This window comes from Azospirillum sp. TSH20 (genome assembly GCF_003115935.1).
Taxonomy (GTDB): domain Bacteria; phylum Pseudomonadota; class Alphaproteobacteria; order Azospirillales; family Azospirillaceae; genus Azospirillum.
The window spans coordinates 40,750-67,624 of the sequence record NZ_LGQU01000027.1 but is presented as its reverse complement, the minus strand read 5'-3'; the positions used below and the strand labels follow the sequence as shown (position 1 = coordinate 67,624).

Genomic DNA, 26,875 nt, shown 5'->3' with positions numbered 1-26,875 from the left:
GGGCGGAGCGCTGGGCGAGCTGCCGCACCTCCTGCGCCACCACGGCGAAGCCGCGCCCGGCGTCGCCGGCCCGCGCCGCCTCCACCGCGGCATTCAGCGCCAAGAGGTTGGTCTGGAAGGCGATCTCGTCGATCACGCCGATGATGTCGGTGATCTTGCGGCTCGATTCCTCGATCCGGCGCATCGCCTCGATGGCCGAACCGGCGACGCCGCCGCCGGATTCGGCGGAGCCGCGGGCCTGGGCGGCCATCACGTTGGCGCGCTGGGCGTTCTCGGCGTTGGAGCGCACGGTCGCCCCCAGCTCTTCCATGCTGGCCGCGGTCTCCTCCAGCGAGGAGGCCTGCTGCTCGGTGCGGTCGGCGAGGTCGGAGGATCCCAGCGACACCTCGGCGGCGGCGGCGGCGATGGTCTCGGCCGCCTGGGTGATCTGGCCGACGATCTCGGCCAGCCGGGTGGAGGTGGCGTTGACGTCGGTCTTCACCCGCTCGAAGGCGCCCTGGTAGTCGCGGGTGACGCGGCGGTTCAGGTCGCCCTGGGCCAGTGCGCTCAACACCTCGCCCAGGTCGGCGATGACCGCCTCCACCGTGTCGGTCAGGCGGTTGATGCCCTGCGACATGGTCTTGTAGAAGCCGTCCTTGCCGGCCAGATCGATGCGGCGATCGAGGTCGCCCTTCGACACGGCGTCGATCAGGCCGGCGATCTCCTCGCCGATGGCCTGCTCGCGGGCGCGCTGGGCCTCGGCGGCGCGGCGCTCGGCCTCCAGCCGCTCGCGCTCGGCCTCGTCCATCCGCTTCTTCTCGACGGCGTTGTCCTTGAACACCAGCACGGCCTTGGCCATGCTGCCGATCTCGTCGCGGTTCTCCAGGGCGGGCACGTCGACGGCGAGGTTGCCGGCGGCCAGCTCCGTCATGGTGCCGGTCATCTGCACCACCGGGCGGACGATGGAGCGCGCAGTGATCAGCGCCACCAGGATGCCGAGCACGAAGGCGCCCACCGCCATGCCGATCAGCAGCTTGGTGGTGGTCTCCATGTCGCTCTGCGCGCCGGTCAGCATCGCCTTGCGGACTTCGCTCTGCGAGGCGACGGTCTTCGTCACCAGATCGCCGAATTCCTCCGCCTCCGCGCTCATGGTGGTGAAGGCCAGCGTCTGGGCCTCGTTCACGGCGGTGACGACGCGGTTGAAGCTTTCCAGGTAACGGCCGGCAGTCTGGGCAGCCTCTTCGGCAGCGCGTTTGTGCGCCGGATCCGTGAGGGTATCGGCCAGTTTGCGGGCGGCCTTGATGAAGCCGTCCATCTGGCCGCGCACCTCGTCCGCGGCCTTGGCCGACGGCTCGGTCAGGAAGCGCTGCGAGCCCAGGCGGGCAAGGATCAGCGTTTCCTGCGCCTGTCCGGCGTGGGCGGCGGCTTCGAAGTTCCCGGTGGCGATACCCGTGGTCATCACTTGGCTCAAGGCTTCGCGCGCCTTCATGCCCAGCGGCATCAGCTCTTCCGGCACCAGCCGGTCGCGCAGCTCGCGCGCCTTGACCAGCTGGCTGAAATTGGCGCTGTAACTGTCGATCTTCTGGATCATCCGCTCGATGTTGGCACGGCGGCCATCGTCCAGCGTCGCGTCGCGGGCGGCACGCAGCATCTCGCCCAGCGTCCTCTGTTGCGCCTGGGTCGGTGCGATCAGCGCGTCGTTGCCGGAGAAGGAATAGTTGACCACGTTGCGCCGCATGTTCGCGACCAGGCTGTCGATGTCGGAAATCCGGATCGAGTTGTCCGAAACCGACCCATAGCGGGTGAATCCGTCCTCCACCGTCGACAGCGACCGTACGCCGAGTGCTGCCACCAGGGCGAGGAGGACGAGGATCAGAAGGAACCCCACCTGGATGCGGGTGCCCACCTTGAATCGGCCGGCGAAGCTGGCGTTCTGCATGGTCAAATGCCTTGGTCTGCGGTGCGGATCGAACGCGATACGCCCGGCAGGGTAGAGGAAGATGGTTTCCAGTCCGTTGCCATGGCGCAAGGAAATGCAGGGAAAGCGTCCCTGGGCCGCGGCAAAATCGTGTCAAAGTCGCGGCGCGGGGCTTTGACGATGCCGCACCGGTCCCTAGGTTAGGTCGCCTGAACAGCATTTCGGGGCGGTGCCATGGTCTGGCCCATTCCCTGGGCTGGTTTCCCGAAACCCGCAGAGACCACCGAAGAAGAAGATGCGCCGCAGCCTTCCGCCGACCTCCGAAAACAGCGCCTTCACCCGCCCGTCCGGCGACCTGCGCGCCGCGATGCGCTCGCTGGCGCCCTATATCTGGCCCAGCGATTCCCTGGAAACGCGGATCCGGGTGGTGGCGGCGATGCTGCTGCTGATCGGCGCCAAGGTCGCCAACGTCTATGTGCCGATCTTCTACAAGCATGCGGTGGACGCGCTGACGCCTGCCTCTGCGGGCGGGAGTGTCGGGCCGGGCGCGGCGGTGACCATCCCCCTGGGACTGATCGTCGCATACGGCCTTGCCCGCGTGACCTCGCTGATCTTCGCCGAGCTGCGCGACGCCGTCTTCGCCACCGTGGCGCAGCGGACCATCCGCCGGGTGGCGCTGTCGGTGTTCCGGCACCTGCACGCGCTGTCGCTGCGCTTCCATCTGGAACGCCAGACCGGCGGCCTGACCCGCTCGCTGGAACGCGGCACCCGGGCCATCGAGTCGCTGCTGCGCTACACCCTGTTCTCCATCGTGCCGACGCTGGTGGAGATCGCGCTGGTCTGCGCCATCCTGTGGAAGCTGTTCAGCATCTGGTTCGCGCTGGCCACCTTCGTCACGGTGATGGGCTACATCCTCTACACCTTCTTCGTGTCGGAATGGCGTATCAAGTTCCGCCGCCTGATGAACGACACCGACAGCAAGGCCAACACCAAGGCGATCGACAGCCTGCTGAACTACGAGACGGTCAAGTATTTCGGCAACGAGGAGCATGAGGCCCGCCGTTACGACGGCGCGCTGCAGAGCTACGAGAAGGCGGCGGTGCGCAGCCAGCAGAGCCTGTCGCTGCTGAATGTCGGCCAGTCGGCGATCATCTCGCTGGGGCTGGCGGTGGTGATGGGCATGGCCGCCAAGGGCATCGTCGACGGCAGCATGTCGCTGGGCGACTTCGTGCTGGTGAACACCTATCTGCTGCAGCTCTACCAGCCGCTGAACTTCTTCGGCGTCGTCTATCGCGAGATCAAGCAGTCGCTGATCGACATCGAGTCGATGGTCACGCTGCTGGCGGTGGACCGCGAGGTGGCCGACGGCCCCGAGGCGAAGCCGCTGGCGGTCGATGGGGCGGAGCTGCGCTTCGAGGGGGTGGAGTTCGGCTACGATCCGCGCCGGCCGATCCTGAAGGATGTCAGCTTCACCGTGCCGGCCGGCAAGACGGTTGCCATCGTCGGCCCGTCCGGGGCGGGCAAGTCCACCATCAGCCGGCTGCTGTTCCGCTTCTACGACGTCAACGGCGGCCGGGTGCTGATCGACGGGCAGGACATCCGCGACGTCACCCAGTCCTCGCTGCGGGCGTCCATCGGCATCGTCCCGCAGGACACCGTGCTGTTCAACGACACCGTCTTCTACAACATCGCCTATGGCCGCCCCGGCGCCAGCCCGGCGGAGGTGGAGCGGGCGGCGCGGCTGGCCCACATCCACGACTTCATCATGGCGCTGCCCGACGGCTACCAGACCACGGTGGGCGAACGCGGGCTGAAGCTGTCCGGCGGCGAGAAGCAGCGCGTCGCCATCGCCCGCACCATCCTGAAGGACCCGGCGATCCTGCTGTTCGACGAGGCGACGAGCGCGCTGGACACCCACACCGAGCGGGAAATCCAGGCCAACCTGCGCGAGGTCAGCCGCGGCCGCACCACGCTGGTGATCGCCCACCGGCTGTCCACCGTGATCGACGCCGACGAGATCCTGGTGCTGGAGGCCGGCCGGGTGATCGAGCGCGGCCACCATGCCGACCTGCTGGCCGCCCGTGGCGCCTATGCCGCCCTGTGGACGCGGCAGCAGGAAGCCAGCCAGTCCGCCACCGGGGCGTCCGATGGCGGCGGACCCGCGCCGTTGTCCGGCGTGCTGGCCTCGACCTGAGCGGAAGCGCGGAGCACGCATGATGGGACCGGCAAGGCAGGCGCTGCGCGACGCGACGCGGGAAACTCACGACCGGCTGGACAAGGCCGCGGTGTTGCAGCCGCTGGTCCGGCCGGACATCACGCAACAGGAGTATGCCCGCGCGCTGGCCGTGCTGTACGGCTTCAACGCACCGGTGGAACGGGCGCTGGGGGAGGGGGTGGGGGCGGCGCGGCTGGCGCTGCTGCGCGAGGATCTGCGGGTTCTCGGCACCGATCCGGACGGGCTGGCGGAGATGACGGACCTGCCGCCGCTGGACAGCGCGCCGGCCCGGTTGGCGGCGCGCTATGTGCTGGACGGCTCCGCCCATGGCGGGCGGGCGATGCTGCCGGGGATCACCCGCGCGCTGGGTTACGACGCCCGGCGCGGCGCGCGCTTCCTGGCGTCAGATGGGCTGGACATGGCCGGGGCGTGGAAGGCGCTGATGGGGCGGCTGGAGGAGGAGCTTGCCGATCCGGCCGCGCTCGCCACCGCCTGCGCCACCGCCGCCGCGCTGTTCGCGGCGCTGGAGCGCTGGACGGCAGAGCAGTGGATGGGGGAGCGGAGGGGTTGAAACTGGCGTACCGCCCGATCCCTTGCTAGGGTGCCGGACCATTCGCATTCGGGTTCTGGAGACCGCCTTCCCATGACCGCGCCAGCCTCGCGCATCTATTGCTCCGTCGACACCACCGAGATCGACGCCGCCCGCCGCATCGCCGGGCAGGTGGCGGGGGCCGTCGGCGGCATCAAGCTGGGGCTGGAGTTCTTCATCGCCCAGGGGCCGGCCGGCGTCCGCGCCGTGGTGGGGGAGGACGGGCCGCCGCTGTTCCTCGACCTGAAGCTGCACGACATCCCCAACACGGTGGCGGGCGGCGTGCGCGCGGCGCTGCCGCTGAAGCCGGCCTTCATGACCATCCACAGCGCCGGCGGGCCGGCGATGATGCGCGCGGCGGCGGAAACGGCGGCCAGCGCCGGGGCCGAGCGGCCGAAGATCCTGGCCGTGACCGTGCTGACCAGCCTGGACGAAGGCGATCTTAGCGCCGTTGGGCAGTCGGTGCCGGTGGCCGATCAGGTGGTCCGGCTGGCGAAGCTGGCCAAGGCGTCGGGGGTGGACGGCGTCGTCTGCTCCCCGGCCGAGGTGGCGCTGGTGCGCGCGGCCTGCGGTCCCGACTTCATCCTGATGGTGCCCGGCATCCGCCCGGCCTGGGCCGCCACCAACGACCAGAAGCGCATCATGACCCCGGCGGAGGCGCTGGCCGCCGGCGCCGACCATCTGGTCATCGGCCGGCCGATCACCGCCGATGCCGATCCGGCCGCCGCCGCCCGCCGCATCGTCGCCGAAATTGAGGGGACCGCATGACCGTCGCCGCCAAGATCTGCGGGCTGAGCGAGCCCGAAAGCCTGCGCGCCGCCGTCGCCGGCGGAGCGCGCTATGTCGGCTTCGTCTTCTATCCGCGCAGCCCGCGCGCCATCGCCCCGCCGATGGCGGCGGAACTGGCGCGGCTGCTGCCGACCGGCGTTCGCTCCGTCGGGCTGTTCGTCGATCCCGACGACGAGTTCCTGGAGCATGTCACCGGGCAGGTCCCGCTCGACCTGATCCAGCTGCATGGCGCCGAGACGCCGCGCCGCATCGTCGAGATCAAGGCCCGCTATGCCCTGCCGGTGATGAAGGCGGTCAAGATCGGCGGACCGGAAGACCTGACCCTGGCGATGGAGGCGGCGGAGGTCGCCGACCGGCTGCTGTTCGACGCCAAGCCGCCGGCCAAGGTGTCGGCGCTGCCCGGCGGCAACGGCATCGCCTTCGACTGGACGATCCTGGCCGGGCGCAGCTGGCCGCGCCCCTGGATGCTGTCGGGCGGGCTGACCGTGGAGAATGTCGCCGAGGCGGTGCGGGTCACCGGCGCCGCCGAGGTCGACGTGTCGTCCGGCGTGGAGGACCGCCCCGGCCACAAGGACCCGGCGCTGGTCCGCGCCTTCCTGTCGGCGGTGGCGGCGCTTTGAGGCCGTTTTTCGGCGAAAGCGCCCTGTTTTAGACGAATGCTACGGCTTATCTTGGTCGCATGGCGGGACCTTGCGCCGTCGGGTAGGATGCGCCCATGAGCGATTCGACCACTCCGTCCACAACCGAGGCGCTCGGCGCCGTGCTCGACGAGCATCTGCGCTGGATCGGCCAGTGGCAGCGCGCCGTTTTCTACCGCGACGGTCGCGGCGGGGAGCGGTCGTCGGCCCCCGCCTCCTTCCAGGCCTGGTGCCAGGCCGCCAGCCGCGACGACCTGCTGCAGCAGCCGGCGGTGCAGAAGCTGGCGACCCTGCACGAGCAGATGCACCGGCAGGCCCGGCTGATCCTGCTGAAGGCGTCCGGCGGCGAGTTGCCGACCGAGGCCGAGTTCGAGGGGGTGGTCGGCCGCTTCGAGGAGTTCATGCTGCACCTGCGCCGGATGGAGCGCGCCTTTGCCGCCGCCGCCTCCGGCCTGGACCCGCTGACCGGCCTGCGCACGCGGCGCGGCATGGGCGAGGCGCTGGAGCGCGAGCACAACCGCTACCGCCGCACTGGGCAGCCCTTCTGCGTCGCGCTGTGCGACATCGACAAGTTCAAGGGCATCAACGACAGCTATGGCCACGACATCGGCGACCGGGTGCTGGCCGCCACCGCCGCCGTCATCAGCCGCGGCGTCCGCAGCTTCGACGAGGCCTTCCGCATGGGGGGCGAGGAGTTCCTGGTCTGCCTGAAGGAAACCCGGCTGGACGAGGGCTATGAGGTGATCGAACGGCTGCGCGTCGACCTGATGCGCTCGCCGGTGGTGCTGCCCGACGGCCGGATGATCCCCGTCACCGCCTCCTTCGGGCTGGTGGAGGCGGTGTCCGACCTGACCGTCGACGATCTGGTGGTCTGCGCCGACCGCGCGCTCTATCAGGCGAAGAATTCCGGCCGCAACCGCGTGATCCGCTACGGCATCGACCGTCCGGAACCGAAGCCGGCGGCGGCGAAGGCGGGGCGGGGGTAATTCGGCCATTTTCCGCCTGTCCGGTTCGCCCGTCACCCGGGCTTCAGCTTTGGCGCTCCGGACGTATCTAGGGATGACTAGGAAAGTCTAGTTCCTGGCGCTAGACTTCGCTATAAACCGCTAGCTATCGCGTGCTTTGCGGAGGCCCAGTGGATCCCTATCGCAATCCATTCGCACCGGGGGCGGGCAGCCGCCCTCCGGAACTGGCTGGCCGATCCGCCATTCTCGATATGGCAAGGATCTCCTGCGGCCGGGCCGTGAACGGACGAAATGCACGCCCGATGATGCTGCTGGGCCTGCGCGGCGTTGGAAAGACCGTGCTGCTCAATGAGATCGGCCGGAATGCCGAACGGGAGGGATTGCTTGTCTCCCGAACCGAGGCTCCGGAAGGGGAAAGCCTTGCACGCCTGATTTTTCCGGAAATGCGGAAAGTCATGAGGTCGCTGTCGGGCGTGGAGGCGGCAAAGCACCTTGCAACACGCGGTCTCAAAGGTCTGCGAAACTTCGCATCGATCTTCAAGATCGAGATGGCCGGTGTCGAGGTGGGGGTGGAGCCTGAACCCGGGCTGGCCGAAACAGGCGACCTCCAGTACGATCTGCCGGATCTGTTCACCTTGATCGGGAAGGCTGCCCAAGCGGCGGGGCGTGGCTGGCTGCTTCTGATCGACGAGGTCCAATACCTGTCCGACACCGATCTGTCTGCGCTCATTGTCGCGTTGCATCGCACGTCGCAGGATGGCCTGCCCGTCCTGATGGTCGGGGCCGGTCTTCCGCAAATCGCCCGTTTGGCGGGAGAGGCCAAGTCATACGCGGAACGACTGTTTCAATACCCGTCCGTGGGAGCGTTGGATCCGGTCTCCGCCGGCCAGGCCGTCGAAAAGCCGGTTCTCGATGAAGACGCCTCGATCACACCGGAAGCATTGCAGGCCATTTATGAGCGAACGAAGGGCTATCCTTTCTTCATCCAGGAATTGGCCTCGGTCGTATGGGACAATTCGGCGGGGCCGGAAATCACCGCCGCCGATGTCGAGCGTTCCTATGTGGAGACACTCGCACGGTTGGACGAGGGCTTCTTCAAGGTTCGGGTCGATCGCCTGACGAAGGCTGAGGTTCAGTTCGTCAAGGCGATGGCGCAACTCGGCGATGGTCCCTACGCAATGGGGGACATTGCCAAGTCGATGGGGCGTTCTCAAAAATCCCTGGGACCGGCCCGGGCAAGCATTATTTCAAAAGGTATGGTCTTCAGTTCCGACCATGGATATCTGGATTTCAGCGTCCCGCTTTTCGCCGAATTCATGCGGCGGCAGGGCTGAAAGGCAAAGCCGGTGACTCGTTCAAAGATGGTTCGGTTCGGCGCCCCTCCGGTCAGCCCCCTTGGCCCCGGCCCCCCTGACGCGCTAGGATCGCGATAACCTTACCGTCAGCCGCGATCCGGATTCCATGCGCACCCTGCCCGAATTTCCCAACCTGTTCGTCCTCGACCATCCGCTGATCCAGCACAAGCTGACCCATATGCGGAACAAGGAACGGTCGACCGGCGGGTTCCGTACCCTGCTGCGCGAGATCTCGCTGCTGATGGGCTATGAGCTGACGCGCGACATCCCGCTGACCACCGAGCGGATCGAGACGCCGCTGCAGCCGATGGACGCGCCGGTCATCCTGGGCAAGAAGCTGGCGGTCGTGCCGGTTCTGCGCGCCGGGCTCGGCATGTCGGCCGGGCTGCTGGAGCTGGTGCCGTCGGCGCGCGAGGGGCATATCGGCCTCTATCGCGACCATGACACCAAGCAGCCGCACGAATATCTGGTGAAGCTGCCGCCGGCCGAAGGGCGGCTGTTCATCGTCGTCGATCCGATGCTGGCGACCGGCAACTCCGCCGCCCATGCCTGCGACGTGCTGAACCGCCATGGCGTCGACGACGACAACATCCGCTTCATGGCGCTGGTCGCCGCGCCCGAGGGCGTGCGCCGTTTCCACGAGTCGCACCCGGACGTGAAGGTCTTCACCGCCGCGCTGGACAGCCACCTGAACGAGGACGCCTACATCGTTCCCGGACTGGGCGACGCCGGCGACCGCATGTTCGGCACCAAGTAAGGATCGCTCAAGCGACCGGTAAACGGGGCGGGCGCCGGAGGACGGCTCCGCCCCGTTTTTCGTTGGGCACTTCCGCTCAGCCCGCCGTGGCCGGCTCCTCTTCCCGCACGGTGCCGAACTGGACCAGCGCCTTGCGGTAGCCGATGTTGGGCGGCGCATAGCCCGCATCGCCGGCGGCGCGGTGCGGCACCGATGCGTGCAGATTCTCCTCGCTGTAGGGCAGGACGCAGACCGGGCGGTAATGGCGCGGCTCCACCAGCTTGCCGACCCCGTCCAGGAAACGGGCATAGGAATCCACGATGGCGCCCAGCGCGTTGTCGGGCGTCACCTCCGGCACCCAGATGGGGTCGATGGCCAAGCCGCAGGATTCGGCGTGCTCCATCATCCATTTCAACGTGATGTCCGACAGCTTGTCGTCGTCATAGCCGCCGCCGACATTCGAATGGCAACCGGCGAACCAGCGCTGTTCCATCCGCTGCGCCGGCTTGGCCTTCGGATCCCACAGGTTGGCGGCGAAGGTCTTGCGGTGCTCGTCGATTGCCAGCGCTTGGAAGGCGTTGCGGACAAGGCTGCTGAGTTCGGTGTCATGGAAACCGTACAGTTCCTCGTCCAGATGCTCGCAGATGCCGAGCGGCACGCCGAGCGCGCCCACCGTGTCCCAGACGCCGAGGAAATGGATGGGGATCAGCGCCGACCCATGGGTGTCGCGGAACTGCTTCGCCTCGCCCACGTCCGGGCCGTCGTCCCGCTTGCGGTAGAGCGCATAGGCCGCGTCGGTCTGGTCCAGCTTGTCGGCAGGCAGCAGCCCGGCGTTGCGGATCAGGCCGACGAGGCTGCGGGCGGTGTAGGCGCCGCGCGAGAAGCCCAGGATGAAGACGTGGTCGCCGTCGTTGTAATGCGAGGCGAGGAAGCGGTAGCCGTCCTTGATCTTCTCGTCGATGCCGAGGCCGAAGGCGCCGCCGAAGACCTTGTCGAACCAGTCGTGGAGGAACCCGCCCTTGTCGTCGGTGCCGACGCCGGAATCGTAGAAGCGGACCTGCGCCGTGCCGTCGGGGGCGTTGTCGAGAACCGACTTGTAGAATTTCCAGACGTTGGTCGCCGCCTCGTTGTCCTTGTCGGGCTGATTGCCGCTGCCCGGCGTGTTCCAGGTGCCGTCGAAACACAGGACGATCCGCTTCGCCATCTTGCCCTCCCTGCTGGCATGCGCGCGGGAGATGATGGCAGCGATAGTTTTTCCCCTTCAACAGATTTGTTGAAAAAGCCCGCAACCCCGGAACGTGTCGCTGTGCATGCCGCAACCGGGTCCGGCCGCCGGGGATCGGCGCAGGCATACGCACGTATTCCCAGACTGCAGCCATGGTTATGCGGAAAGTTCCCGCCCATACAATTGCCGCTTCGGTCAAGTCATCGCCGTTCGGATCGTCTGTCGGCGGGAAGCCGACATGCGGCATGCGCAGGACAAGGGAGCCCGCCACTTGTGCGAAGGTCCCATATGACATTGGCTTGATTTCGATCAATGCCGGGTGGCGTGACGGTAAGGATCATGCCATCCTATTCGATGCGCCGACCGAATGGCCTAGCCCATATGCCTTCAACCGGTGCAGCCGATCCTTAGTGGATGAACGCGAACGGGAACGCGCGATGGATTACGAAACTTTCTTCCGCAACCAGATTGCGACCCTGAAGCAGGACGGCCGCTACCGGGTGTTCGCCAATCTGGAACGCCATGCGGGCAATTTCCCGACGGCGACCTTCCGCGATTCCAACGGGCGCGAACGTCCGGTCACGGTCTGGTGCTCCAACGACTATCTCGGCATGGGCCAGCACCCCAGCGTGATGAAGGCGATGCACGACGCGCTGGATCAGGTCGGCGCCGGCGCCGGCGGCACCCGCAACATCTCCGGCACCAACATCTACCATGTGCTGCTGGAGCGCGAACTGGCCGACCTGCACCACAAGGAAGCGGCGCTGCTCTTCACCTCGGGCTATGTGTCGAACGACGCGACGCTGACCACGCTGGGCAAGATCCTGCCCAACTGCGTGATCCTGTCGGACGCGCTGAACCACAACTCGATGATCACCGGCATCCGCAATTCGGGCGCCGAGAAGCACATCTTCCGCCACAACGACCCCAAGCACCTGGACGAGCTGCTGTCGGGCATCGCCCCCGGCCGGCCCAAGGTGGTGGCGTTCGAAAGCGTCTATTCGATGGACGGCGACATCGCCCCCATCCATGACCTGTGCGACGTCGCCGACAAGCACGGCGCCATGACCTATCTCGACGAGGTGCACGCCGTCGGCATGTACGGCGCCCGCGGCGCCGGCGTGGCCGAGCGCGACGGCGCCATGGACCGGCTGACCATCGTCGAGGGCACGCTGGGCAAGGCCTTCGGCGTCCAGGGCGGTTACATCACCGGCTCCACCGCGCTGATCGACTGCGTCCGCAGCTTCGCCGCCGGCTTCATCTTCTCCACCTCGCTGTCGCCGGTGCTGGCGGCGGGTGCGCTGGCCTCCATCCGCCACCTGAAGAACAGCCAGGTCGAACGGACGCAGCACCAGGAGCGCGCCGCCACGCTGAAGCGGATGTTCGCCGATGCCGGCCTGCCGGTGATGCCGTCGGTCAGCCACATCGTGCCGCTGATGGTCGGCGACGCCCACCGCTGCAAGCGCGCGTCCGACGAGCTGCTGGACCGGCACAACATCTATGTCCAGCCGATCAACTATCCCACCGTCCCGCGTGGGACGGAGCGGCTGCGCTTCACCCCGACCCCGCTGCACACCGACGCGCAGATGGGCATGCTGGTCGAGGCGCTGCTGGATGTCTGGAGCCGGCTGGACCTGCGTCTCGCCGCCTGAGTCGCACCCCCCTGGAAAGCCCGGGAAAGACCCTTTTGGCGATAGGGGCCTTTTGTCCTCTGGACAGATGGCGTGTGCACCCCTATTTTGAGGGATAGCGTTGCGATCGGTTCGCAGCTTCGTTGCTGCGGGCCGGCCGTTGCGCTTGCCGTCCATCCTTCAATCCAGGGCATCGCCCAGGGGGTTCGCCATGTACCGTGACAACTCGCTGATGCCGAAGGAGGCCGTGCGCCTCGTCGTCCTGGGCACGCTGATCCAGGGCGGTCCGTTGCGTTACGCCGATCTGGCCGGCTCCGTCCGTCATTTCCTCGATCGTATGATGGGTCCGTCGCTGGACCTGATGGGCACCTCGCTGGAGATGCTGCGCTACGAGGGGCTGATCGAGGCGCTGGACGGCAGCGGCATGGAAGACAACGCCCTGCTGGGTCCGACCGAGACCGGCCGGGCGGAGTTCGACACGCTGATGCGCGCCAATGTCCGCGCGCCGTCGGCCGACGGGCTGAACAAGCTGGTCACCGCGCTGAAGCTGCGCTTCCTGCATCTGCTGGACGTCGAGTCGCAGCGCGACCAGATCGACAATCTCGTGGCGCTCAGCGAGACCGAGCTGGCCCGCCTGGGCGACCTGAAGCGGGCGGACGTCGGCAGCGACGGCCATTTCGCCTCCTGGCTGGACCGCGACATCGCCCAGACGGAAGAGCGTCTGGCCTGGTTTCAGGAGCTGCTCTCCCGTCTGTAATTCCCTGCGGGACCTAAGGTTTTATTTCGCGCGGCGCGTCCTTATCGAATAGGGGCGCGCCGCGTCTGTTTCGGCGTGCGGTTTTGGTGTACCTTCGGGGTACCCCTTTTCCCAGCCGGAATCCTCTCCATGGCCTCGTCCCTGTCGACCGACGACCTCGAAGACCGCTTGCGCATGGAGTTCGTGGACGACGCGCGCGATCGGCTGGAGCTGATGAACGCGGCGCTGGCGGACCGCGTGAAGGGCGAGCGCAGCGACACGGACACCATCGGCGTCCTGCGGCTGGAAGCCCACAATTTCAAGGGCATGGGCACCAGCTTCGGCTATCCCACCGTCAGCCTCGTCGCCCACCGTCTGGAGGATTACCTCAGCGGCCTGAAGCGGCTGGACGAGAAGCAGCTGGTCGACGCCCAGATCTTCATCGACCGCATCGCCGAACTGGTCGACCGCGCCGAACAGCCGCTGCTGGCCGAGACCAACCGGATCATCCGTGCCCTGCCGGTCCGCTACGAGTTCCAGGTCACCGACGTCGATGTCCGCAACGTCGAGATCATGCTGGTGACCCCGTCCAAGGTCGTCGCCAAGAAGCTGGGGACGGAGCTGGCGGCCTGCGGCTTCCGCACCATGACGGTGACCGACCCGATCGAGTCGATCAGCCTTGCCGTGCGCGTGCCGCCGGACATGGTCATCGCCTCGATGGTGATGGACGGGCTGTCCGGCCTGGACCTGATCCGCGGCCTGCGCGCCATGAGCGTGACCCAGCATGTGCCGATGGCCCTGCTGACCTCGCTGAACCTCGATCACCCGTCGCTGAAGGAGATTCCGTACGGCGTCTCCGTCATCCGCGTCGGCGAGCATTTCGGCGACGACTTCGCCGCGGTGGTGGCAAAGCACAATCTGGGCTGAGCGGGGCGGCGGCCCCCCTCTGCTGAACGTCATCGTCATATAGCCGCGCTTGCGCCGGCGGGAATCCTCATGTTAGGCGTCAAACCGGTCCCACAGGCTGGAGCAGCGCCCGAATGACGGAGGTTCTTCGCCGGTACGGCCCGGTTCTGACCGGAGTGATCCTGTTGGCGGTGGCGCTGTGGCTGGCGCTGCTGGTGGTGCTGCCGCAGCTGATGATGATTGGCTTCTCCTTCCGGCCGTCGCTGCCGCCGTCCAAGATCGGCGGGCCGGAGGACGTGTTCACGGTCAAGAATTACCTGACGCTGTGGACCAACAGCATCCATCTGTCGATCTTCCTGAAGACGATCTGGGCCAGCGCGCTGGTCACCGCGACCACGCTGGCGGTCTGCTATCCGGTCGCCTTCTATCTGGCGCAGGTGGCGCCGAAGCGGCGGCTGCCGCTGCTGATCCTGATGCTGGTCGTGCCCTTCTGGATCAACGAGCTTCTGCGCACCTTCTCCTGGTACATCATCCTGGCGTTCAACGGGCCGCTGAACGCGATTCTGCTGGGGCTGGGCATCATCGACGAGCCGCAGCGCTTCCTGGGCGGCGACGGCGGGGTGATCGTCGGGATGGTGTATGTCTACATCCTGTTCATGGTCTTCCCGCTCTACAACGCCATCGAATCGCTGGACCGCAACCAGATCGAGGCGGCGCGGGATCTGGGCGCCGGCTGGCTGCGCATCCATCGCCGCATCGTGCTGCCGCACGCGAAGCCCGGCATCGCCGTCGGCTGCATCATGACCTTCATGCTGGCCGCCGGCAGCTATGCCGTGCCGGCGCTGCTGGGCGGGCCGAACAGCCGCTGGTTCACCGAGATCATCTACAACTGGTTCTTCGAGGGTGGGAACTGGAACCAGGGGGCGGCCTACGCCTTCATCCTGCTGGTGCTGTGCATCGGCTTCATCCTCGGCGCGATGCGGCTGTTCCGCGTCGGGCTGGCCGATATAGCGAAATGAGCCATCGCGAAGTGAGCCTCAAGCCATGACCGCCGCCCGACTCCGCCGCCTGCTGACCGGCGCCTATCTGGTGCTGTTCTTCGGCTATCTGTTCCTGCCGCTGGGCATCATGGCGGCGGCGACCTTCAACAGCAGCCGCTTTCCCACCGTGACGCCGTGGATGGGCTTCACGCTCAGCTGGTTCCAGGCGCTGTGGGAGGATCAGCGCATGTGGGCGGCGCTGGGCACCAGCCTGATCGTCGGGGCGGGAGTGATCGCGCTGGCGGTGCCGCTGGGGCTGGCGGCGGCGCTGCTGCTCGACCGGCTGCACAGCCGGGCCAAGACCTTCCTCTACGCGCTGATGGTGTCGCCGCTGCTGACGCCGGGGGTGATCGTCGGCATTTCGACGCTGGTGTTCTGGCGGGAGTGGTTCGGGGTCAGCGGCGGGCTGTTCCTGACCGTGGTGGCGCAGTCCAGCTTCATCGCCGCCTATGCCATGCTGCTGTTCTCGGCAAGGCTGGAGCGGTTCGATCCGGCGTTGGAGGAGGCCGCGCTCGACCTCGGCGCCACCCATGGGCAGGTGTTCCGGCGCATCACGCTGCCGTACCTGATGCCGGCGATCCTGTCGGCGGCCCTGCTGGCCTTCCTGCAGAGCTTCGAGAACTACAACACCACGCTGTTCGTGCGCGGGTTGGACACCACCCTGACCGTCTACATCGCGACCAAGGTGCGCACCGGCCTGACCCCGGCGGTCAACGCGCTGTCGCTGGTGCTGATCGCGCTGACCATCCTGGGGGCTATGGTCTACGAGATCCTGCGCCGGCGCGAGGCGCGCCGGCAGGCAGGGTCCGCAGCCGCCTTGGAGTCGGCGTAATCCTCAGTCCTCTTCCGCCTCGTCGGCGTCCGCCTCGATCTGGGCGGCGAGGTCGCGCAGCATGTCGATGACGTCTTCGTGGCTGGTCTCGTCCACGGCGGCGTTCACCGCGGCCTCGATCATGGCGACGGCGATGTAGGGGCCGAGCGGGCCACCTTCCTTGATCGCCTCATCCAGATGCTTTTCGGCGATCGACAGCGCCTTTTCGAACAGCGCTTCGGCCGTCTGGTTGGTGGTGTCCTTGCTCATCGTCCGGTCCGTTGCGGAGGGTTGGTCCGACTCCAATAACACGGCCAATCGGCGATTGGCGCGGGAATTCGCTGTCGCGACCGCAAATAGGGACCGCGAAACGGGAGGCCGGGCTTGCGCCGCCCCGGACCATACGCCACAGTCCGGAGATGCATTGACCTATACGGCAAGGAAGACGGCATGACCGGCACGCCCGACCTGACCAGCCCCGACCTCTACCGCTTCTGGTGGGAGGAGCGCGTGCGCTTCAACGACCTCGACGCGGTGGGGCATGTCAACAACAACGCCCTCGGCGTCTATTTCGAACAGGCGCGCGTCGCCCTGATCCATCAGGTCGGCGGCTTCACCGACGAGGTTCCGTGGACCGTCGTCCTGGCCCGCAGCGTGATCGAGTACAAGGCGGAACTGCTCTATCCCAACACGGTCCGGATCGGCGCGCGGACGCTGCGGCTGGGCAACAGTTCGATCACGCTGGGCTGCGCCATCTTCCTGGGCGACCTCTGCATCGCCACGCAGGAAGCGGTGGCGGTGATCGTCGACAAGGCGGCCCATCGCCCGACCCCGATCCCGGAACCGTTGCGCGCCAAGCTGCTGGAGGCGTAAAGGGAGGCGCCGCAGCCCCGTACCATCGGAACCCCGACATATGACGCGCTCACCCCAGCGCCCTTCCGGCAAGCGCCCCTTCGCCAAGGGACGCCCGCCCGCCCGCAAGACCGCCCAGCCGCCCACCCATGCGCCTACTGAGATGCGGGAGATGGAGGTCGCCATCGCCGACGTCGGTGCGCGCGGCGACGGGATCGCGTTCGCCGAGGGTCTTCGCCTGTTCGTGCCCTACACGGTGACCGGCGACCGCGTGCGTGTACGTGTCGCCGAGGGCGACGGGAAAGGGGAGGGCGTACGGGCAGACCTGCTTGAGGTTCTTGAACCCGGCCCCGGCCGCCAGACTCCGCCCTGCCGCCATTTCGGCCGCTGCGGCGGCTGTACGCTCCAGCAGATGGACGATGCGACGTACGCCGCCTGGAACAGTGGGATGGTGCGCAGCGCGCTGGAGCGGGTCGGGCTCGGCGATGTCGTACCGGAGCCGCTGGCGCGTACGCCTGCCGGTGCCCGCCGGCGCGCCCGCTTCGCGGCGCTGAAGCGCGGCAAGCGCGTCTGGTTCGGCTTCAACGAGCGGCAAAGCCACCGGCTGGTCGATCTGGAGGAGTGTCCGATCCTGGCGCCCCGCCTGTTCGCCCTGGTGGAGCCTCTGCGCGCCGTGCTGGCGGCGATCCTGCCGGACGGCGGTGACGCCGACGTGGTGCTGACCGATCTGGAGGGTGGCGCCGACCTGCTGCTGGTCGGGCCGCGCAGCCTGGATCGCGGTGCCCGCGAGGCGCTGGTCGCTTTCGAGCCGGAGCGCATTGCCCGCATCGCCTGGCAGCCCACCGACCGCGCGGCGGCGGAGCCGGTGGCGAACCGTCGGCCGGCCTTCATCCGTTTCGCAGGCGTTCCAATCCAGCCGCCGCCCGGCGCCTTCCTGCAGGCCAGCGCAGAGGGCGAGGCCGCCCTGGTCGCTGCGGTGCGCGAGGCGGTGGGGCAGGCATCCCGCATCGCCGACCTGTTCGCCGGCATCGGCACCTTTTCCATTCCGCTTGCGCAACAGGCGGCGGTTCATGCGGTGGAGGGCGACGAGGCTGCGGTGGCGGCGCTCGGCCGCGCGGTGCAAGGGCTGCGGCTGACGGTGGAGCGGCGCGACCTGTTCGAGAACCCGCTAGGGGTGAAGGACCTCAACCGCTATGACGCGGTGGTGTTCGACCCGCCGCGCGCCGGGGCGGCGGCCCAGGCGGCGGCGCTCGCCGGCAGCAAAGTGCCGCGGGTGGTGGGGGTGTCCTGTAACCCAGCCAGCTTCGCCCGCGACGCGCGGGTACTGGTGGATGGCGGCTATCGCCTGGTGAAGGTCTGGCCGGTCGACCAGTTCCTGTGGTCGGCCCATGTGGAACTGGTCGGCCTGTTCGAGCGGTGAGGAGGCTGTCGCAGCCTCCCCGTCGCATCAATCCAGCTGCAGAACGATCGCCTTCAGATAGGCCGACTCCGGCAGGTGCGGGTGGACCGGGTGGTCGGGGCCGGCGCCGGCGCTGCGCAGGATGCGGCCGGTGCGGCCGGCGTCGTGCAGGCCGCGGGCGACCTGCTCGGCGAAGGTCGGCGGATCGACGTTGTGGCTGCACGACCCGCAGAGCAGAAAGCCCCCCGGCGCCGTGATCTTCGCGGCCAGACGCGCCATCTTGCGGTAGGCGCGGGTGCCGGCCGCCAGATCCTTCTTCGACTTCACGAAGGCCGGCGGATCGGCGACCACCACCTGGAAGGTCTCGCCGGCCTCGCCCAGCCGTTCCATCTCCTGGAAGGCGTCGGCCTTGCGCGCCTCGAAGCGGTCGGCGACGCCGTTCGCCTCGGCGGCGCGGGTGGCGTTCTCCAGCGCCAGGGCGGAGCGGTCGACCGCGACCACATGGGTGGCGCCGGCCACCGCGCACTGGATGCCGAAGCCGCCATTGTAGCTGTAGAAGTCGATGGCCCGGCCGCCCTTGGCCAGCGAGGCGATGAAGGCGCGGTTGTCGCGCTGGTCGTAGAACCAGCCGGTCTTCTGGCCCTCCAGCGGGTTGGCGAAGAAGGTCACGCCGTTCTCTTCGAGGCGGATCGGGCCGTCGATCTCGCCCTTGGCCAGCCGGGTCTCCTCGCTCAGCCCTTCCAGCGCGCGCTGGCTGCCGTCGTTGCGCAGGATGACCGCGCGTGGCGCCAACACCTCGTCGATGGCGGCCAGGATGTCGTCGATCCGGCTGTCCATGAAGACGGAATTGGCCTGGACCGTCACCACATCGTCGAACCGGTCGACGATCAGGCCGGGCAGCCCGTCGGCCTCGGCATGGACGACGCGGTAGAAGGGGCGGTCGAACAGCCGGTCGCGCAGCTCCACCGCGCGGCGCAGCCGGCCGGCGATGAAGGCGTGGTCCACCACGGTCGCCGGGTCGTTCGACAGCAGCCGGGCGGCGATCAGCGTGTGTGGATTGAAGGTGTAGATGCCCAGCGGCGTCCCGCCGGGGTCCAGAAGCCGCACCGGGCTGCCGGGCGGCACCGCCTTGGCGATGCTGTCCATCTGGACTTCGTTGGAATAGACCCAGGGATGTCCATGCATGACGCGCCGCTGGCGGCCGGCCTGCAGATGGATCGGCGGGTATTTCTTGACGGGTTTGGTGCCGGTGTCGCTCATGGCCGCATCCTAGCGGCAATTCGCCGGCGCGCAATGGCTGGCTGTCCTGTCCACCTACTCGGCGCGCAGGCTGCCGTCCGGCAGGTCGGGGGCGTTGTCGTTGACCACGACCAGATCCTTGCAGAAGCGGACGGTCTCCTGCCGGTGGCCTTCGCTGTGGAAGCAATCGGGGATCGGGTTGCGGCGGGAGTCCCGGGGCAGGTAGCGCTCCGGCAGGGTGGTGTGGATGGCGGTGCAGCCGAGCCGCCGGGCCAGCCCCTCCATCGCCTGCAGCAGGGTCTCGGCGGGGCCGGCGACGTCGAACAGGTCGAGCACGACGAAGTTGTCGACGCACAGCGTCCGGCCATGGAGGAGCTGCGGTTCGACCGCGTAGGAGAACAGGCCGTGCATGTACCCTTGCGCGTTCTGCACGGTCATGATGCCCCTGGCCGCGGGCAGGCCGTCCGTCCCGGCATCTCCCCTGCCCCCGCCCTTGGGGCTGCTGCCCATGGTTGCGCTGTCGAGCAGCGCTGCGGCAAATGCGCGCCATTGGTCGATCCCCAGGCCCGGCGCGATGGCGCAGACCAGCGGATAGGCCTGGTCGATCTGGCGCCGACCAAGGGGTTTGGCGATGAAACTGTCGTCCATTTCAGTCCGGCCGATTGCAAGGACACTGAACGATGGCAGCCCCGGGCCGCAAGGGTCGTTGACGTAGATCAATGTTGCTGAACCCCCCCATACACATAGTGGCGTCCATTGGAGACAGGCGCGCCCGGCGTCCCTTTCGGCATTTCCGAGTGCAACCTGTCCCGCTCCTTAACAGTACGTACCCAGTGGTGGTGCAACCCAGAAGGCGCGGCCCCACGGCCGCCCGGGGCAAACGGGAGAGATTGTATGACATCAGCGACTCTGACTTCAGGGGCCACCCTGGGCAGCCAGCGGGTGTCGGAAGACGTGCGTTACAATGAGGACGCCATCCGACTCTTCGTTATCGCTGCAGTGTTCTGGGGCGTGGTCGGTTTCCTGGCCGGCACCTTCATCGCTCTGCAGCTGGCCTTCCCGGCGCTGAATCTCGGGCTGGAGTGGACGAGCTTCGGGCGCCTGCGCCCGGTCCACACCTCGGCCGTGATTTTCGCGTTCGGCGGCAACGTGCTGCTCGCCACCTCGCTCTATTCGGTCCAGCGGACTTGCCGCCAGCATCTCTTCGGGGGCGAAGGGCTGGCGAAGTTCATCTTCTGGAACTACAACGTCTTCATCGTGCTCGCGGCGCTGAGCTACGTCCTGGGCTTCACCCAGGGCAAGGAATACGCCGAGCCCGAGTGGATCCTCGACCTGTACCTGACGGTCGTCTGGGTGCTCTATGCGGTCCAGTTCATCGGCACGGTGATGACGCGGCGCGAGTCGCACATCTATGTGGCGAACTGGTTCTTCATGGCGTTCATCCTGACCGTTGCCATCCTGCACATCGGCAACAACGTCAACGTTCCGGTGTCGCTGTTCGGCATGAAGTCCTACACCTACGTGTCGGGCGTGCAGAGCGCGATGGTGCAGTGGTGGTACGGCCACAACGCGGTCGGCTTCTTCCTGACCGCCGGCTTCCTGGGCATCATGTACTATTTCGTGCCCAAGCGCGCCGAGCGGCCGGTCTATTCCTACCGCCTGTCGATCGTCCACTTCTGGACCCTGATCTTCCTCTACATCTGGGCCGGCCCTCACCACCTGCACTACACCTCCCTGCCGGACTGGGCGCAGACGCTGGGCATGACCTTCTCCGTCATGCTGTGGATGCCGTCCTGGGGCGGCATGATCAACGGCATCATGACCCTGTCGGGCGCCTGGGATAAGCTGCGCACCGACCCGGTCCTGCGTTTCCTGGTCACCTCGGTCGCCTTCTACGGCATGTCGACCTTCGAAGGCCCGCTGATGTCGGTCAAGCCGGTCAACGCCCTGTCGCACTACACCGACTGGACCGTCGGCCACGTGCACTCCGGCGCTCTCGGCTGGGTCGCCTTCATCTCCTTCGGCGCGATCTACTATCTGGTTCCGGTGCTGTGGAAGCGCTCGCAGCTCTACAGCCTGCGTCTGGTCAGCTACCACTTCTGGACCGCCACCATCGGCATCGTGCTGTACATCACCGCCATGTGGGTGTCGGGCATCATGCAGGGCCTGATGTGGCGCGCCTACGACAACCTGGGCTTCCTGCAGTACTCCTTCGTGGAGACCGTCGCGGCGATGCACCCGTTCTACGTGATCCGCGCGATGGGCGGCGTCCTGTTCGTCACCGGCGCTCTCATCATGGTCTACAACCTGTGGCGCACGGCGAAGGGCGATGTCCGCATCGAGAAGCCCTATGTCACCACGCCGCACAAGGCGACGGTCGGCGCGGCCTGACGCTAGGGAAGGATGCGAGAAATGGCTCAGGATAAAAAGGGCTTCAGCCACGACCTGATCGAGCGGAACACCCTTCTGCTGATCGTGCTCGTGCTGATCACCGTGTCGATCGGCGGTCTGGTTCAGATCGTCCCGCTCTTCACGATCGAATCGACCATCGAGAAGGTGGAGGGGGTCCGTCCCTACTCCCCGCTCGAGCTGGCCGGGCAGAACATCTACTTCCGCGAAGGCTGCTACAACTGCCACAGCCAGCAGATCCGTCCGTTCCGTGACGAGGTCGAACGCTATGGTCACTACTCGCTGGCGGCGGAGTCGATGTACGACCATCCGTTCCAGTGGGGCTCCAAGCGCACCGGCCCGGATCTGGCCCGCGTCGGCGGCAAGTACTCCAACGACTGGCAGGTCGCCCATCTGGTGAACCCGCGCGCGGTCGTGCCGGAGTCGATCATGCCGACCTACGGCTGGATGAAGGACCGTCCGCTGAGCTACGGCGACATCGCCGACCACCTGAAGACCCTGAAGATCGTCGGGGTGCCCTACACCGACGAGCAGATCGCCAACGCCAAGGCCGATCTGGAAGCGCAGAAGAACCCGGACGGCGACACCGCCGGCCTGACGAAGCGCTACCCGAAGGCCGTGGTCGCGAACTTCACCGGCAGCAAGACCGTCACCGAAATGGACGCTCTGGTTGCCTACCTGCAAGTGCTGGGCACCATGGTGGACTTCACCAAGTACCAGTCCAAGCAGCTGCAGCAGTAATCGGGGGAGGAATCCATGGACTTGGATTCGATCACGGTGATGCTTCGGTCCTTCTGGACGGTGTGGTTGATGCTGCTGCTGACGGGCATCCTGGTTTACGCCATGTGGCCCGGCAACCGCCGCACCTTCGACGACGCCGCCCAGATCCCGCTCAAGGATGATGGTCAGGAGCTTTAGACCATGGCACAGAATTACAAGGACGAGCTGTCCGGCGTCGAGACCACCGGCCACGAGTGGGATGGACTGCGCGAGCTGAACAATCCGCTGCCCAAGTGGTGGCTGTATCTCTTCTACGTCTGCATCGCCTGGGCGATGGCCTATTACGTGTTCTACCCGGCCTGGCCGCTGGGCAAGACCTACACGAAGGGCATCCTCGGCTATTCCCAGCGCGAAGAACTGGATACTAAGCTGGCGGAAGCGAAGGCCGGCCAGGCCAAGTACCTGACCGCCATCGCCGCAAAGTCGGTCGACGAAATCCAGAAGGACAAGGACCTGCTGGGCTTCGCGATGGCCGGCGGCCGGTCCTACTTCAACGAGAACTGCGCCGCCTGCCACGGCGCCGGCGGCCAGGGTGCCAAGGGCTTCCCGACGCTGGCCGACGACGTGTGGCTGTGGGGCGGTGCCTCGGCCGACATCTACAAGACCATCCAGCACGGCATCCGGTCTGACGATGGCGACACCCGCGGCACGCCGGGCACCGGCATGACCGCCTTCGGCAAGGACGGCATCCTCACCCGCGACCAGATCGATCAGGTGACGGACTATGTTCTGTCGCTGAACGGCAAGCCTGCCGATGCGGGCAAGGTCGCCAAGGGCAAGACCGTCTATGACGAGAACTGCGCCGCCTGCCACGGCGACGCAGCCCAGGGTGCGGTTGCCGCCGGCATCGACGGCGTCGGCGCTCCGCCGCTGAAGCAGGCCAACTGGCTCTACGGCGGCGACAAGGCGACGCTGATGGAGACGGTGACCAACGGCCGTGCCGGCGTGATGCCGGCCTGGTCCAAGCGTCTGGACGACGCGACGATCAAGTCGCTGGCGGTCTACGTCCACAACCTGGGCGGCGGCAAGTAAGCCGGCAGGTAAGCTGGCTGGCCGGGGAACCGGTTCGGAACTGACCGGAAAGGCGTCGGGGGGTACTCCCCGGCGCCTTTTTCTTATGCGCAACTGGCGGTCGGACGGCCGCTTCGTTAACTTCCTGTCATTTGATCCATCGCAATGTACCTGCGGCAATCGGTCGCCATAGTGCCTCCCGACCGGCCACACACATCGTCGATCGAACGCCGCCGATCGAAAGCAGCCGACCAGTCGAAGGGCAGCCACCGACCATGAGCATCAGCACCGCCACCGGAAACCGCCCCGTCCCCCCGAAGCGTGGCAAGGCGCCGCGCCAGCCGGGATGGTACATCCCCTGGATCTTCGTCGGCGTCTTCATGATCGTCCTGGCGGTGAACGGGGTGATGGTCCATTTCGCGATGTCGAGTTGGACCGGGGTGGAGACCGAGAACCACTTCATCAAGGGTCTCGGCTACAACAACGACCTCGCCGGCGCCCGTGCCCAGGCGGAGCGCGGCTGGCAGGTCGAGCCCCAATTCACCAGCACCGAGCCGCGCAAGGCGGTGATCGCCATCACCGCGCGTGACAAGCAGGGTCAGGTCCTGAAGGACGCCACCGTCTCCGTGACGATGATCCGCCCGACCGCGGAAGGGCACGACAAGAGCCTGACGCTGCCCTATCTGGGCGAGGGCCGCTATGGCGCCCCGGTGGAGCTGGATCTGGAAGGCCAGTGGGACATGCGCTTCGTCATCACCCACGCCACCGGCGACTATCAGGACCAGAAGCGCGTCTGGGTGCAGTGACGGCGGCGACACCGCCGCGACCGGGACAGTCAGGGTGACGTTGAGATGACCGTCTGCCTCCATTGCGGACAAGAGCTGGGCGAAGGCGCGCAGAACGGGACGATCGCCGGTGCCATGACCGCCGGTGACGGCGCCGGTCCCTTCTGCTGCACCGGCTGTGCCGCCGCGTACGACCTCGTCCGCGGGCTGGGGCTGGAGCGCTATTACGAGCGCCGCAGCGTCGATCCCACCGCCCGCCCGCTGCGCCCCGACGAGACCCCGGCCGCCGATTACGAGCCGCATGCCCGCGAGGAGTCCGACGGCAGCCGCAGCCTGCACCTGATGGTCGACGGCATGCAGTGCGCGGCCTGCGTCTGGCTGATCGAATCGGCCCTCAGCCGCCAGCCGGGCATCGGTCAGGCCCGCATGAACATGACCACGCGCCGGCTGACCGTGCGCTGGGACCCCAAGGAGACCGACGCCAACGCGGTGGTCGGCACCGTGGCGCAGCTGGGATACCGCGCCGTGCCCTTCGACCCGGAGCGGCTGGGCGGCGCCCAGGCGAAGAGCGAGAAGGAGCTGCTGCGCGCCATGGCGGTGGCGGGCTTCGCCATGGGCAACGTCATGCTGCTGTCGGTGTCGGTCTGGGCCGGCCACAGCCAGGGCATGGGCACCGCCACCCGCGACCTGATGCATTGGATTTCGGCGCTGGTCTGCATGCCGGCCATCGCCTATGCGCTGCGGCCCTTCGCGCGCTCGGCGCTGTCGGCGCTCAGCCATGGCCGCACCAACATGGACGTGCCGATCACCATCGGCGTCCTGCTCGCCACCGGCATGAGCCTGTTCGAGACGATCCACAGCGGCGAGCACGCCTATTTCGACGGCGCGGTGATGCTGCTGTTCTTCCTGCTGATCGGCCGTTATCTCGACCAGCGGGCGCGCGGCCGGGCGCGGTCGGCGGCGGAACAGCTGCTGGGCCTGCGCGCCAACGCCGTCACCATCCTGAACGCGGACGGCACCAGCGCCGTGGTCGCGCCGGAGCAGGTCGGCCCCGGCAGCACCATCCTGGTCGCCGCCGGCGAGCGCATTCCCGTCGACGGCCGGGTGTCCGACGGTGTGTCCGACCTCGACACCGCGCTCATCACCGGCGAGACGGTGCCGGGCACCGCGCGGCCGGGCGATCAGGTCTTCGCCGGCACCCTGAACCTGACTGCTCCCTTGCGCCTGACCGTCACCGCGGTGGGGGAGGGCACGCTGCTGGCCGAGATCGTCCGGCTGATGGAGGTGGCGGAGCAGGGCCGCGCCAAATATGTCGCCATCGCCGACCGGGTGTCGCGCCTCTACGCCCCCGTCGTGCATCTGACCGCGCTGACCACCTTCGCCGCCTGGATGCTGCTGGGCGGGGTGGTGTGGCAGGACGCGCTGATGAACGCCATCGCCGTGCTGATCATCACCTGCCCCTGCGCGCTGGCGCTGGCTGTGCCGGTGGTGCAGGTGATCGCCAGCGGCCGGCTGATGCGGCAGGGCACCCTGCTGAAAAGCCCGACCGCGCTGGAACGGCTCGCCGCCATCGACACGGTGGTGTTCGACAAGACCGGCACTTTGACCGAAGGGCGCCCGGTGCCGCAGCTGGACGGATTGCCGGCGGAGGATCTGGCGCTGGCGGCCTCGCTCGCCGCGGCAAGCCGCCATCCGCTGGCCCGCGCGCTGGCCGCCGCCGCTCCGGAGGTTCCGGTGGCTGCCGGTGTGCGCGAGATCGCCGGCGCCGGCCTGTCCTTGCAGACGGCGGACGGCGAGGTGCGGCTGGGCAGCCGCCGTTTTACCGGCGCGCCGTCGGATGCCGAGGATGCCGCCGGTCCGGAGCTGTGGCTGGCCCGTCCGGGCGAGGAGCCGCGCCGGATCGTCTTCCTCGACGCCCCGCGTCCGGATGCCGCCGCCGTGGTGACGGCGCTGAAGGCGCGCGGGCTGGAGGTGAAGCTGCTGTCGGGCGACCGCAAGGGCGCGGTGGCGGCGGTGGCGGAGCGGCTGGGCATCGCCGATTGGCGGGCAGAGCAGACGCCGGCCGACAAGACCGCGGCGCTGGCGGACCTGGCGGCGGAGGGCCGCACCGTGCTGATGGTCGGCGATGGGCTGAACGACGCCCCGGCGCTGGCCGCCGCCGCGGTGTCGATGTCGCCCTCCACCGCGGTGGACGTCAGCCAGACCGCCGCCGACGTGGTGTTCCAGGGCCGGCTGCTGCGCCCGATCGTCGAGACGGTGGAGGTCGCCCGTCGGTCCGGCCGTCTGGTGAAGCAGAATTTCGGCATCGCGCTGGTGTATAACCTGTGCGCCGTGCCGCTCGCGATGGGGGGGCTGCTGACGCCGCTGCTGGCGGCGCTGGCCATGTCGTCCTCGTCGCTGATCGTCATTCTCAACGCGCTGCGGCTGGCCCGCGGCGCCGTCGTCAAGGATCTTCCCGTGCGGGACATCGCCGCGCGGGAAGCGTCGGGTAAGGATTCGGGTGATGGACGAGCTTCTCTATCTGATCGCGATCGCGCTGAGCCTGGGCGGTCTGGGGCTGGGGGCCTTTCTGTGGGCGCTTAAATCCGGTCAGTTCGACGATCTGGACGGGGCGGCCCACCGCGTGCTGTTCGACGATGATCTGCCGCCGCCCGCCCGCGCCGGACATGAGGCTGCCAAGCCGGCGGAGGCCGGGCGCGGGCAATAGGCCCACATTCTGTACGGGCAATGAAAGGGACGTATGCGTGCGAGGTTGCGATTCCGAGCGATTGCCACCAATATGAGCGCATGCGGAATGAAAGGCTGGGTTCGTCCATGCCACCCTTCGATATGGTCCGGGCTCGCGATAAGAGCGCTGCGACGGAAAT

26 protein-coding genes are annotated in these 26,875 nt (G+C 67.6%); 21 read left to right on the top strand and 5 right to left on the bottom strand.

Annotation, left to right across the window (positions count from 1 at the left end):
* On the bottom strand, positions 1 to 1,918 hold a 1,918-nt coding region (locus TSH20_RS36120), incomplete at its 3' end, for a methyl-accepting chemotaxis protein (protein WP_109074351.1).
* 274 nt (positions 1,919 to 2,192) lie between these two features.
* Between TSH20_RS36120 and TSH20_RS08660 the strand changes: the two genes are divergently transcribed.
* The 7 genes from TSH20_RS08660 to upp all read left to right on the top strand — a co-directional run bounded on the left by TSH20_RS08660 (position 2,193) and on the right by upp (position 9,205).
* The gene (locus TSH20_RS08660) at positions 2,193 to 4,091 is read left to right on the top strand and encodes an ABC transporter ATP-binding protein/permease (protein WP_109074344.1); all 1,899 of its coding nucleotides are present in this window, start codon (positions 2,193 to 2,195) and stop codon (positions 4,089 to 4,091) included.
* A 19-nt stretch (positions 4,092 to 4,110) separates the two neighbouring features.
* Positions 4,111 to 4,683: a biliverdin-producing heme oxygenase gene (locus TSH20_RS08655; protein WP_247871072.1), complete on the top strand. Its 573-nt coding sequence runs from the start codon at positions 4,111 to 4,113 to the stop codon at positions 4,681 to 4,683.
* Positions 4,684 to 4,755: 72 nt separating this feature from the next.
* On the top strand, positions 4,756 to 5,469 hold the full coding sequence (pyrF, locus tag TSH20_RS08650) for an orotidine-5'-phosphate decarboxylase (protein ID WP_109074342.1): 714 nt from the start codon (positions 4,756 to 4,758) through the stop codon (positions 5,467 to 5,469).
* Positions 5,466 to 6,110 (top strand): phosphoribosylanthranilate isomerase, encoded by a 645-nt coding sequence (locus tag TSH20_RS08645; RefSeq protein ID WP_109074341.1) that lies wholly within the window; start codon positions 5,466 to 5,468, stop codon positions 6,108 to 6,110. The genes pyrF and TSH20_RS08645 overlap by 4 nt, the downstream gene beginning before the upstream one ends.
* Positions 6,111 to 6,205: 95 nt before the next feature.
* On the top strand, positions 6,206 to 7,114 hold the full coding sequence (locus TSH20_RS08640) for a diguanylate cyclase (RefSeq protein WP_109074340.1): 909 nt from the start codon (positions 6,206 to 6,208) through the stop codon (positions 7,112 to 7,114).
* Positions 7,115 to 7,245: 131 nt separating this feature from the next.
* Positions 7,246 to 8,427 carry an ATP-binding protein gene (locus TSH20_RS08635; protein ID WP_348770415.1) on the top strand — a complete coding sequence of 394 codons (1,182 nt, stop codon included), beginning with the start codon at positions 7,246 to 7,248 and terminating at the stop codon, positions 8,425 to 8,427.
* A 127-nt stretch (positions 8,428 to 8,554) separates the two neighbouring features.
* The gene (gene upp / locus TSH20_RS08630; RefSeq protein WP_085087593.1) at positions 8,555 to 9,205 is read left to right on the top strand and encodes a uracil phosphoribosyltransferase; all 651 of its coding nucleotides are present in this window, start codon (positions 8,555 to 8,557) and stop codon (positions 9,203 to 9,205) included.
* A 76-nt stretch (positions 9,206 to 9,281) separates the two neighbouring features.
* Here the strand turns inward: upp and TSH20_RS08625 are convergent, their stop codons facing one another.
* Positions 9,282 to 10,388, bottom strand: a complete 1,107-nt coding sequence (locus tag TSH20_RS08625) for a DUF2235 domain-containing protein (RefSeq protein WP_109074338.1) — start codon at positions 10,386 to 10,388, stop codon at positions 9,282 to 9,284.
* Between the two features lie 458 nt (positions 10,389 to 10,846).
* Between TSH20_RS08625 and hemA the strand changes: the two genes are divergently transcribed.
* From hemA to TSH20_RS08600, 5 genes are all read left to right on the top strand, one after another.
* Positions 10,847 to 12,061 carry a 5-aminolevulinate synthase gene (gene hemA, locus TSH20_RS08620; protein ID WP_109074337.1) on the top strand — a complete coding sequence of 405 codons (1,215 nt, stop codon included), beginning with the start codon at positions 10,847 to 10,849 and terminating at the stop codon, positions 12,059 to 12,061.
* Between the two features lie 190 nt (positions 12,062 to 12,251).
* Positions 12,252 to 12,797, top strand: a complete 546-nt coding sequence (locus TSH20_RS08615; protein WP_109074336.1) for a hypothetical protein — start codon at positions 12,252 to 12,254, stop codon at positions 12,795 to 12,797.
* Positions 12,798 to 12,926: 129 nt separating this feature from the next.
* The gene (locus TSH20_RS08610) at positions 12,927 to 13,703 is read left to right on the top strand and encodes an Hpt domain-containing protein (protein WP_109074335.1); all 777 of its coding nucleotides are present in this window, start codon (positions 12,927 to 12,929) and stop codon (positions 13,701 to 13,703) included.
* A gap of 113 nt (positions 13,704 to 13,816) precedes the next feature.
* The gene (locus TSH20_RS08605) at positions 13,817 to 14,701 is read left to right on the top strand and encodes an ABC transporter permease (protein WP_109074334.1); all 885 of its coding nucleotides are present in this window, start codon (positions 13,817 to 13,819) and stop codon (positions 14,699 to 14,701) included.
* A gap of 25 nt (positions 14,702 to 14,726) precedes the next feature.
* Positions 14,727 to 15,554, top strand: a complete 828-nt coding sequence (locus tag TSH20_RS08600; protein ID WP_109074333.1) for an ABC transporter permease — start codon at positions 14,727 to 14,729, stop codon at positions 15,552 to 15,554.
* Between the two features lie 3 nt (positions 15,555 to 15,557).
* On the opposite strand, the gene TSH20_RS08595 is transcribed toward TSH20_RS08600, so the two are convergent.
* Positions 15,558 to 15,803: a hypothetical protein gene (locus TSH20_RS08595; RefSeq protein WP_014248877.1), complete on the bottom strand. Its 246-nt coding sequence runs from the start codon at positions 15,801 to 15,803 to the stop codon at positions 15,558 to 15,560.
* A gap of 180 nt (positions 15,804 to 15,983) precedes the next feature.
* Here TSH20_RS08595 and TSH20_RS08590 point away from each other — a divergent pair, with 180 nt between their 5' ends.
* A complete protein-coding gene (locus tag TSH20_RS08590; protein WP_109074332.1) occupies positions 15,984 to 16,406 on the top strand; it encodes a thioesterase family protein in 423 nt (140 codons plus the stop codon).
* Positions 16,407 to 16,446: 40 nt separating this feature from the next.
* Positions 16,447 to 17,805: a methyltransferase gene (locus TSH20_RS08585; RefSeq protein ID WP_109074331.1), complete on the top strand. Its 1,359-nt coding sequence runs from the start codon at positions 16,447 to 16,449 to the stop codon at positions 17,803 to 17,805.
* A 27-nt stretch (positions 17,806 to 17,832) separates the two neighbouring features.
* On the opposite strand, the gene TSH20_RS08580 is transcribed toward TSH20_RS08585, so the two are convergent.
* Positions 17,833 to 19,044 (bottom strand): class I SAM-dependent rRNA methyltransferase, encoded by a 1,212-nt coding sequence (locus tag TSH20_RS08580; RefSeq protein WP_109074330.1) that lies wholly within the window; start codon positions 19,042 to 19,044, stop codon positions 17,833 to 17,835.
* Positions 19,045 to 19,098: 54 nt separating this feature from the next.
* Positions 19,099 to 19,671: a hypothetical protein gene (locus tag TSH20_RS08575; protein WP_109074329.1), complete on the bottom strand. Its 573-nt coding sequence runs from the start codon at positions 19,669 to 19,671 to the stop codon at positions 19,099 to 19,101.
* A gap of 246 nt (positions 19,672 to 19,917) precedes the next feature.
* Between TSH20_RS08575 and ccoN the strand changes: the two genes are divergently transcribed.
* The 7 genes from ccoN to ccoS all read left to right on the top strand — a co-directional run bounded on the left by ccoN (position 19,918) and on the right by ccoS (position 26,715).
* Positions 19,918 to 21,414, top strand: coding sequence for a cytochrome-c oxidase, cbb3-type subunit I (ccoN, locus tag TSH20_RS08570; protein ID WP_109074328.1), 1,497 nt, complete (start codon positions 19,918 to 19,920; stop codon positions 21,412 to 21,414).
* Positions 21,415 to 21,435: 21 nt separating this feature from the next.
* On the top strand, positions 21,436 to 22,173 hold the full coding sequence (gene ccoO, locus TSH20_RS08565) for a cytochrome-c oxidase, cbb3-type subunit II (RefSeq protein WP_109074327.1): 738 nt from the start codon (positions 21,436 to 21,438) through the stop codon (positions 22,171 to 22,173).
* 15 nt (positions 22,174 to 22,188) lie between these two features.
* The gene (locus TSH20_RS08560) at positions 22,189 to 22,350 is read left to right on the top strand and encodes a cbb3-type cytochrome c oxidase subunit 3 (RefSeq protein WP_012972963.1); all 162 of its coding nucleotides are present in this window, start codon (positions 22,189 to 22,191) and stop codon (positions 22,348 to 22,350) included.
* 3 nt (positions 22,351 to 22,353) lie between these two features.
* On the top strand, positions 22,354 to 23,244 hold the full coding sequence (gene ccoP / locus TSH20_RS08555) for a cytochrome-c oxidase, cbb3-type subunit III (RefSeq protein ID WP_109074326.1): 891 nt from the start codon (positions 22,354 to 22,356) through the stop codon (positions 23,242 to 23,244).
* 254 nt (positions 23,245 to 23,498) lie between these two features.
* Positions 23,499 to 24,029, top strand: a complete 531-nt coding sequence (locus TSH20_RS08550) for a FixH family protein (protein ID WP_109074325.1) — start codon at positions 23,499 to 23,501, stop codon at positions 24,027 to 24,029.
* A 45-nt stretch (positions 24,030 to 24,074) separates the two neighbouring features.
* A complete protein-coding gene (locus TSH20_RS08545) occupies positions 24,075 to 26,591 on the top strand; it encodes a heavy metal translocating P-type ATPase metal-binding domain-containing protein (protein ID WP_109074324.1) in 2,517 nt (838 codons plus the stop codon).
* The gene (gene ccoS, locus TSH20_RS08540) at positions 26,512 to 26,715 is read left to right on the top strand and encodes a cbb3-type cytochrome oxidase assembly protein CcoS (protein WP_109074323.1); all 204 of its coding nucleotides are present in this window, start codon (positions 26,512 to 26,514) and stop codon (positions 26,713 to 26,715) included. Before TSH20_RS08545 ends, ccoS begins: the two co-directional genes overlap by 80 nt.
* Positions 26,716 to 26,875 lie beyond the last annotated feature (160 nt).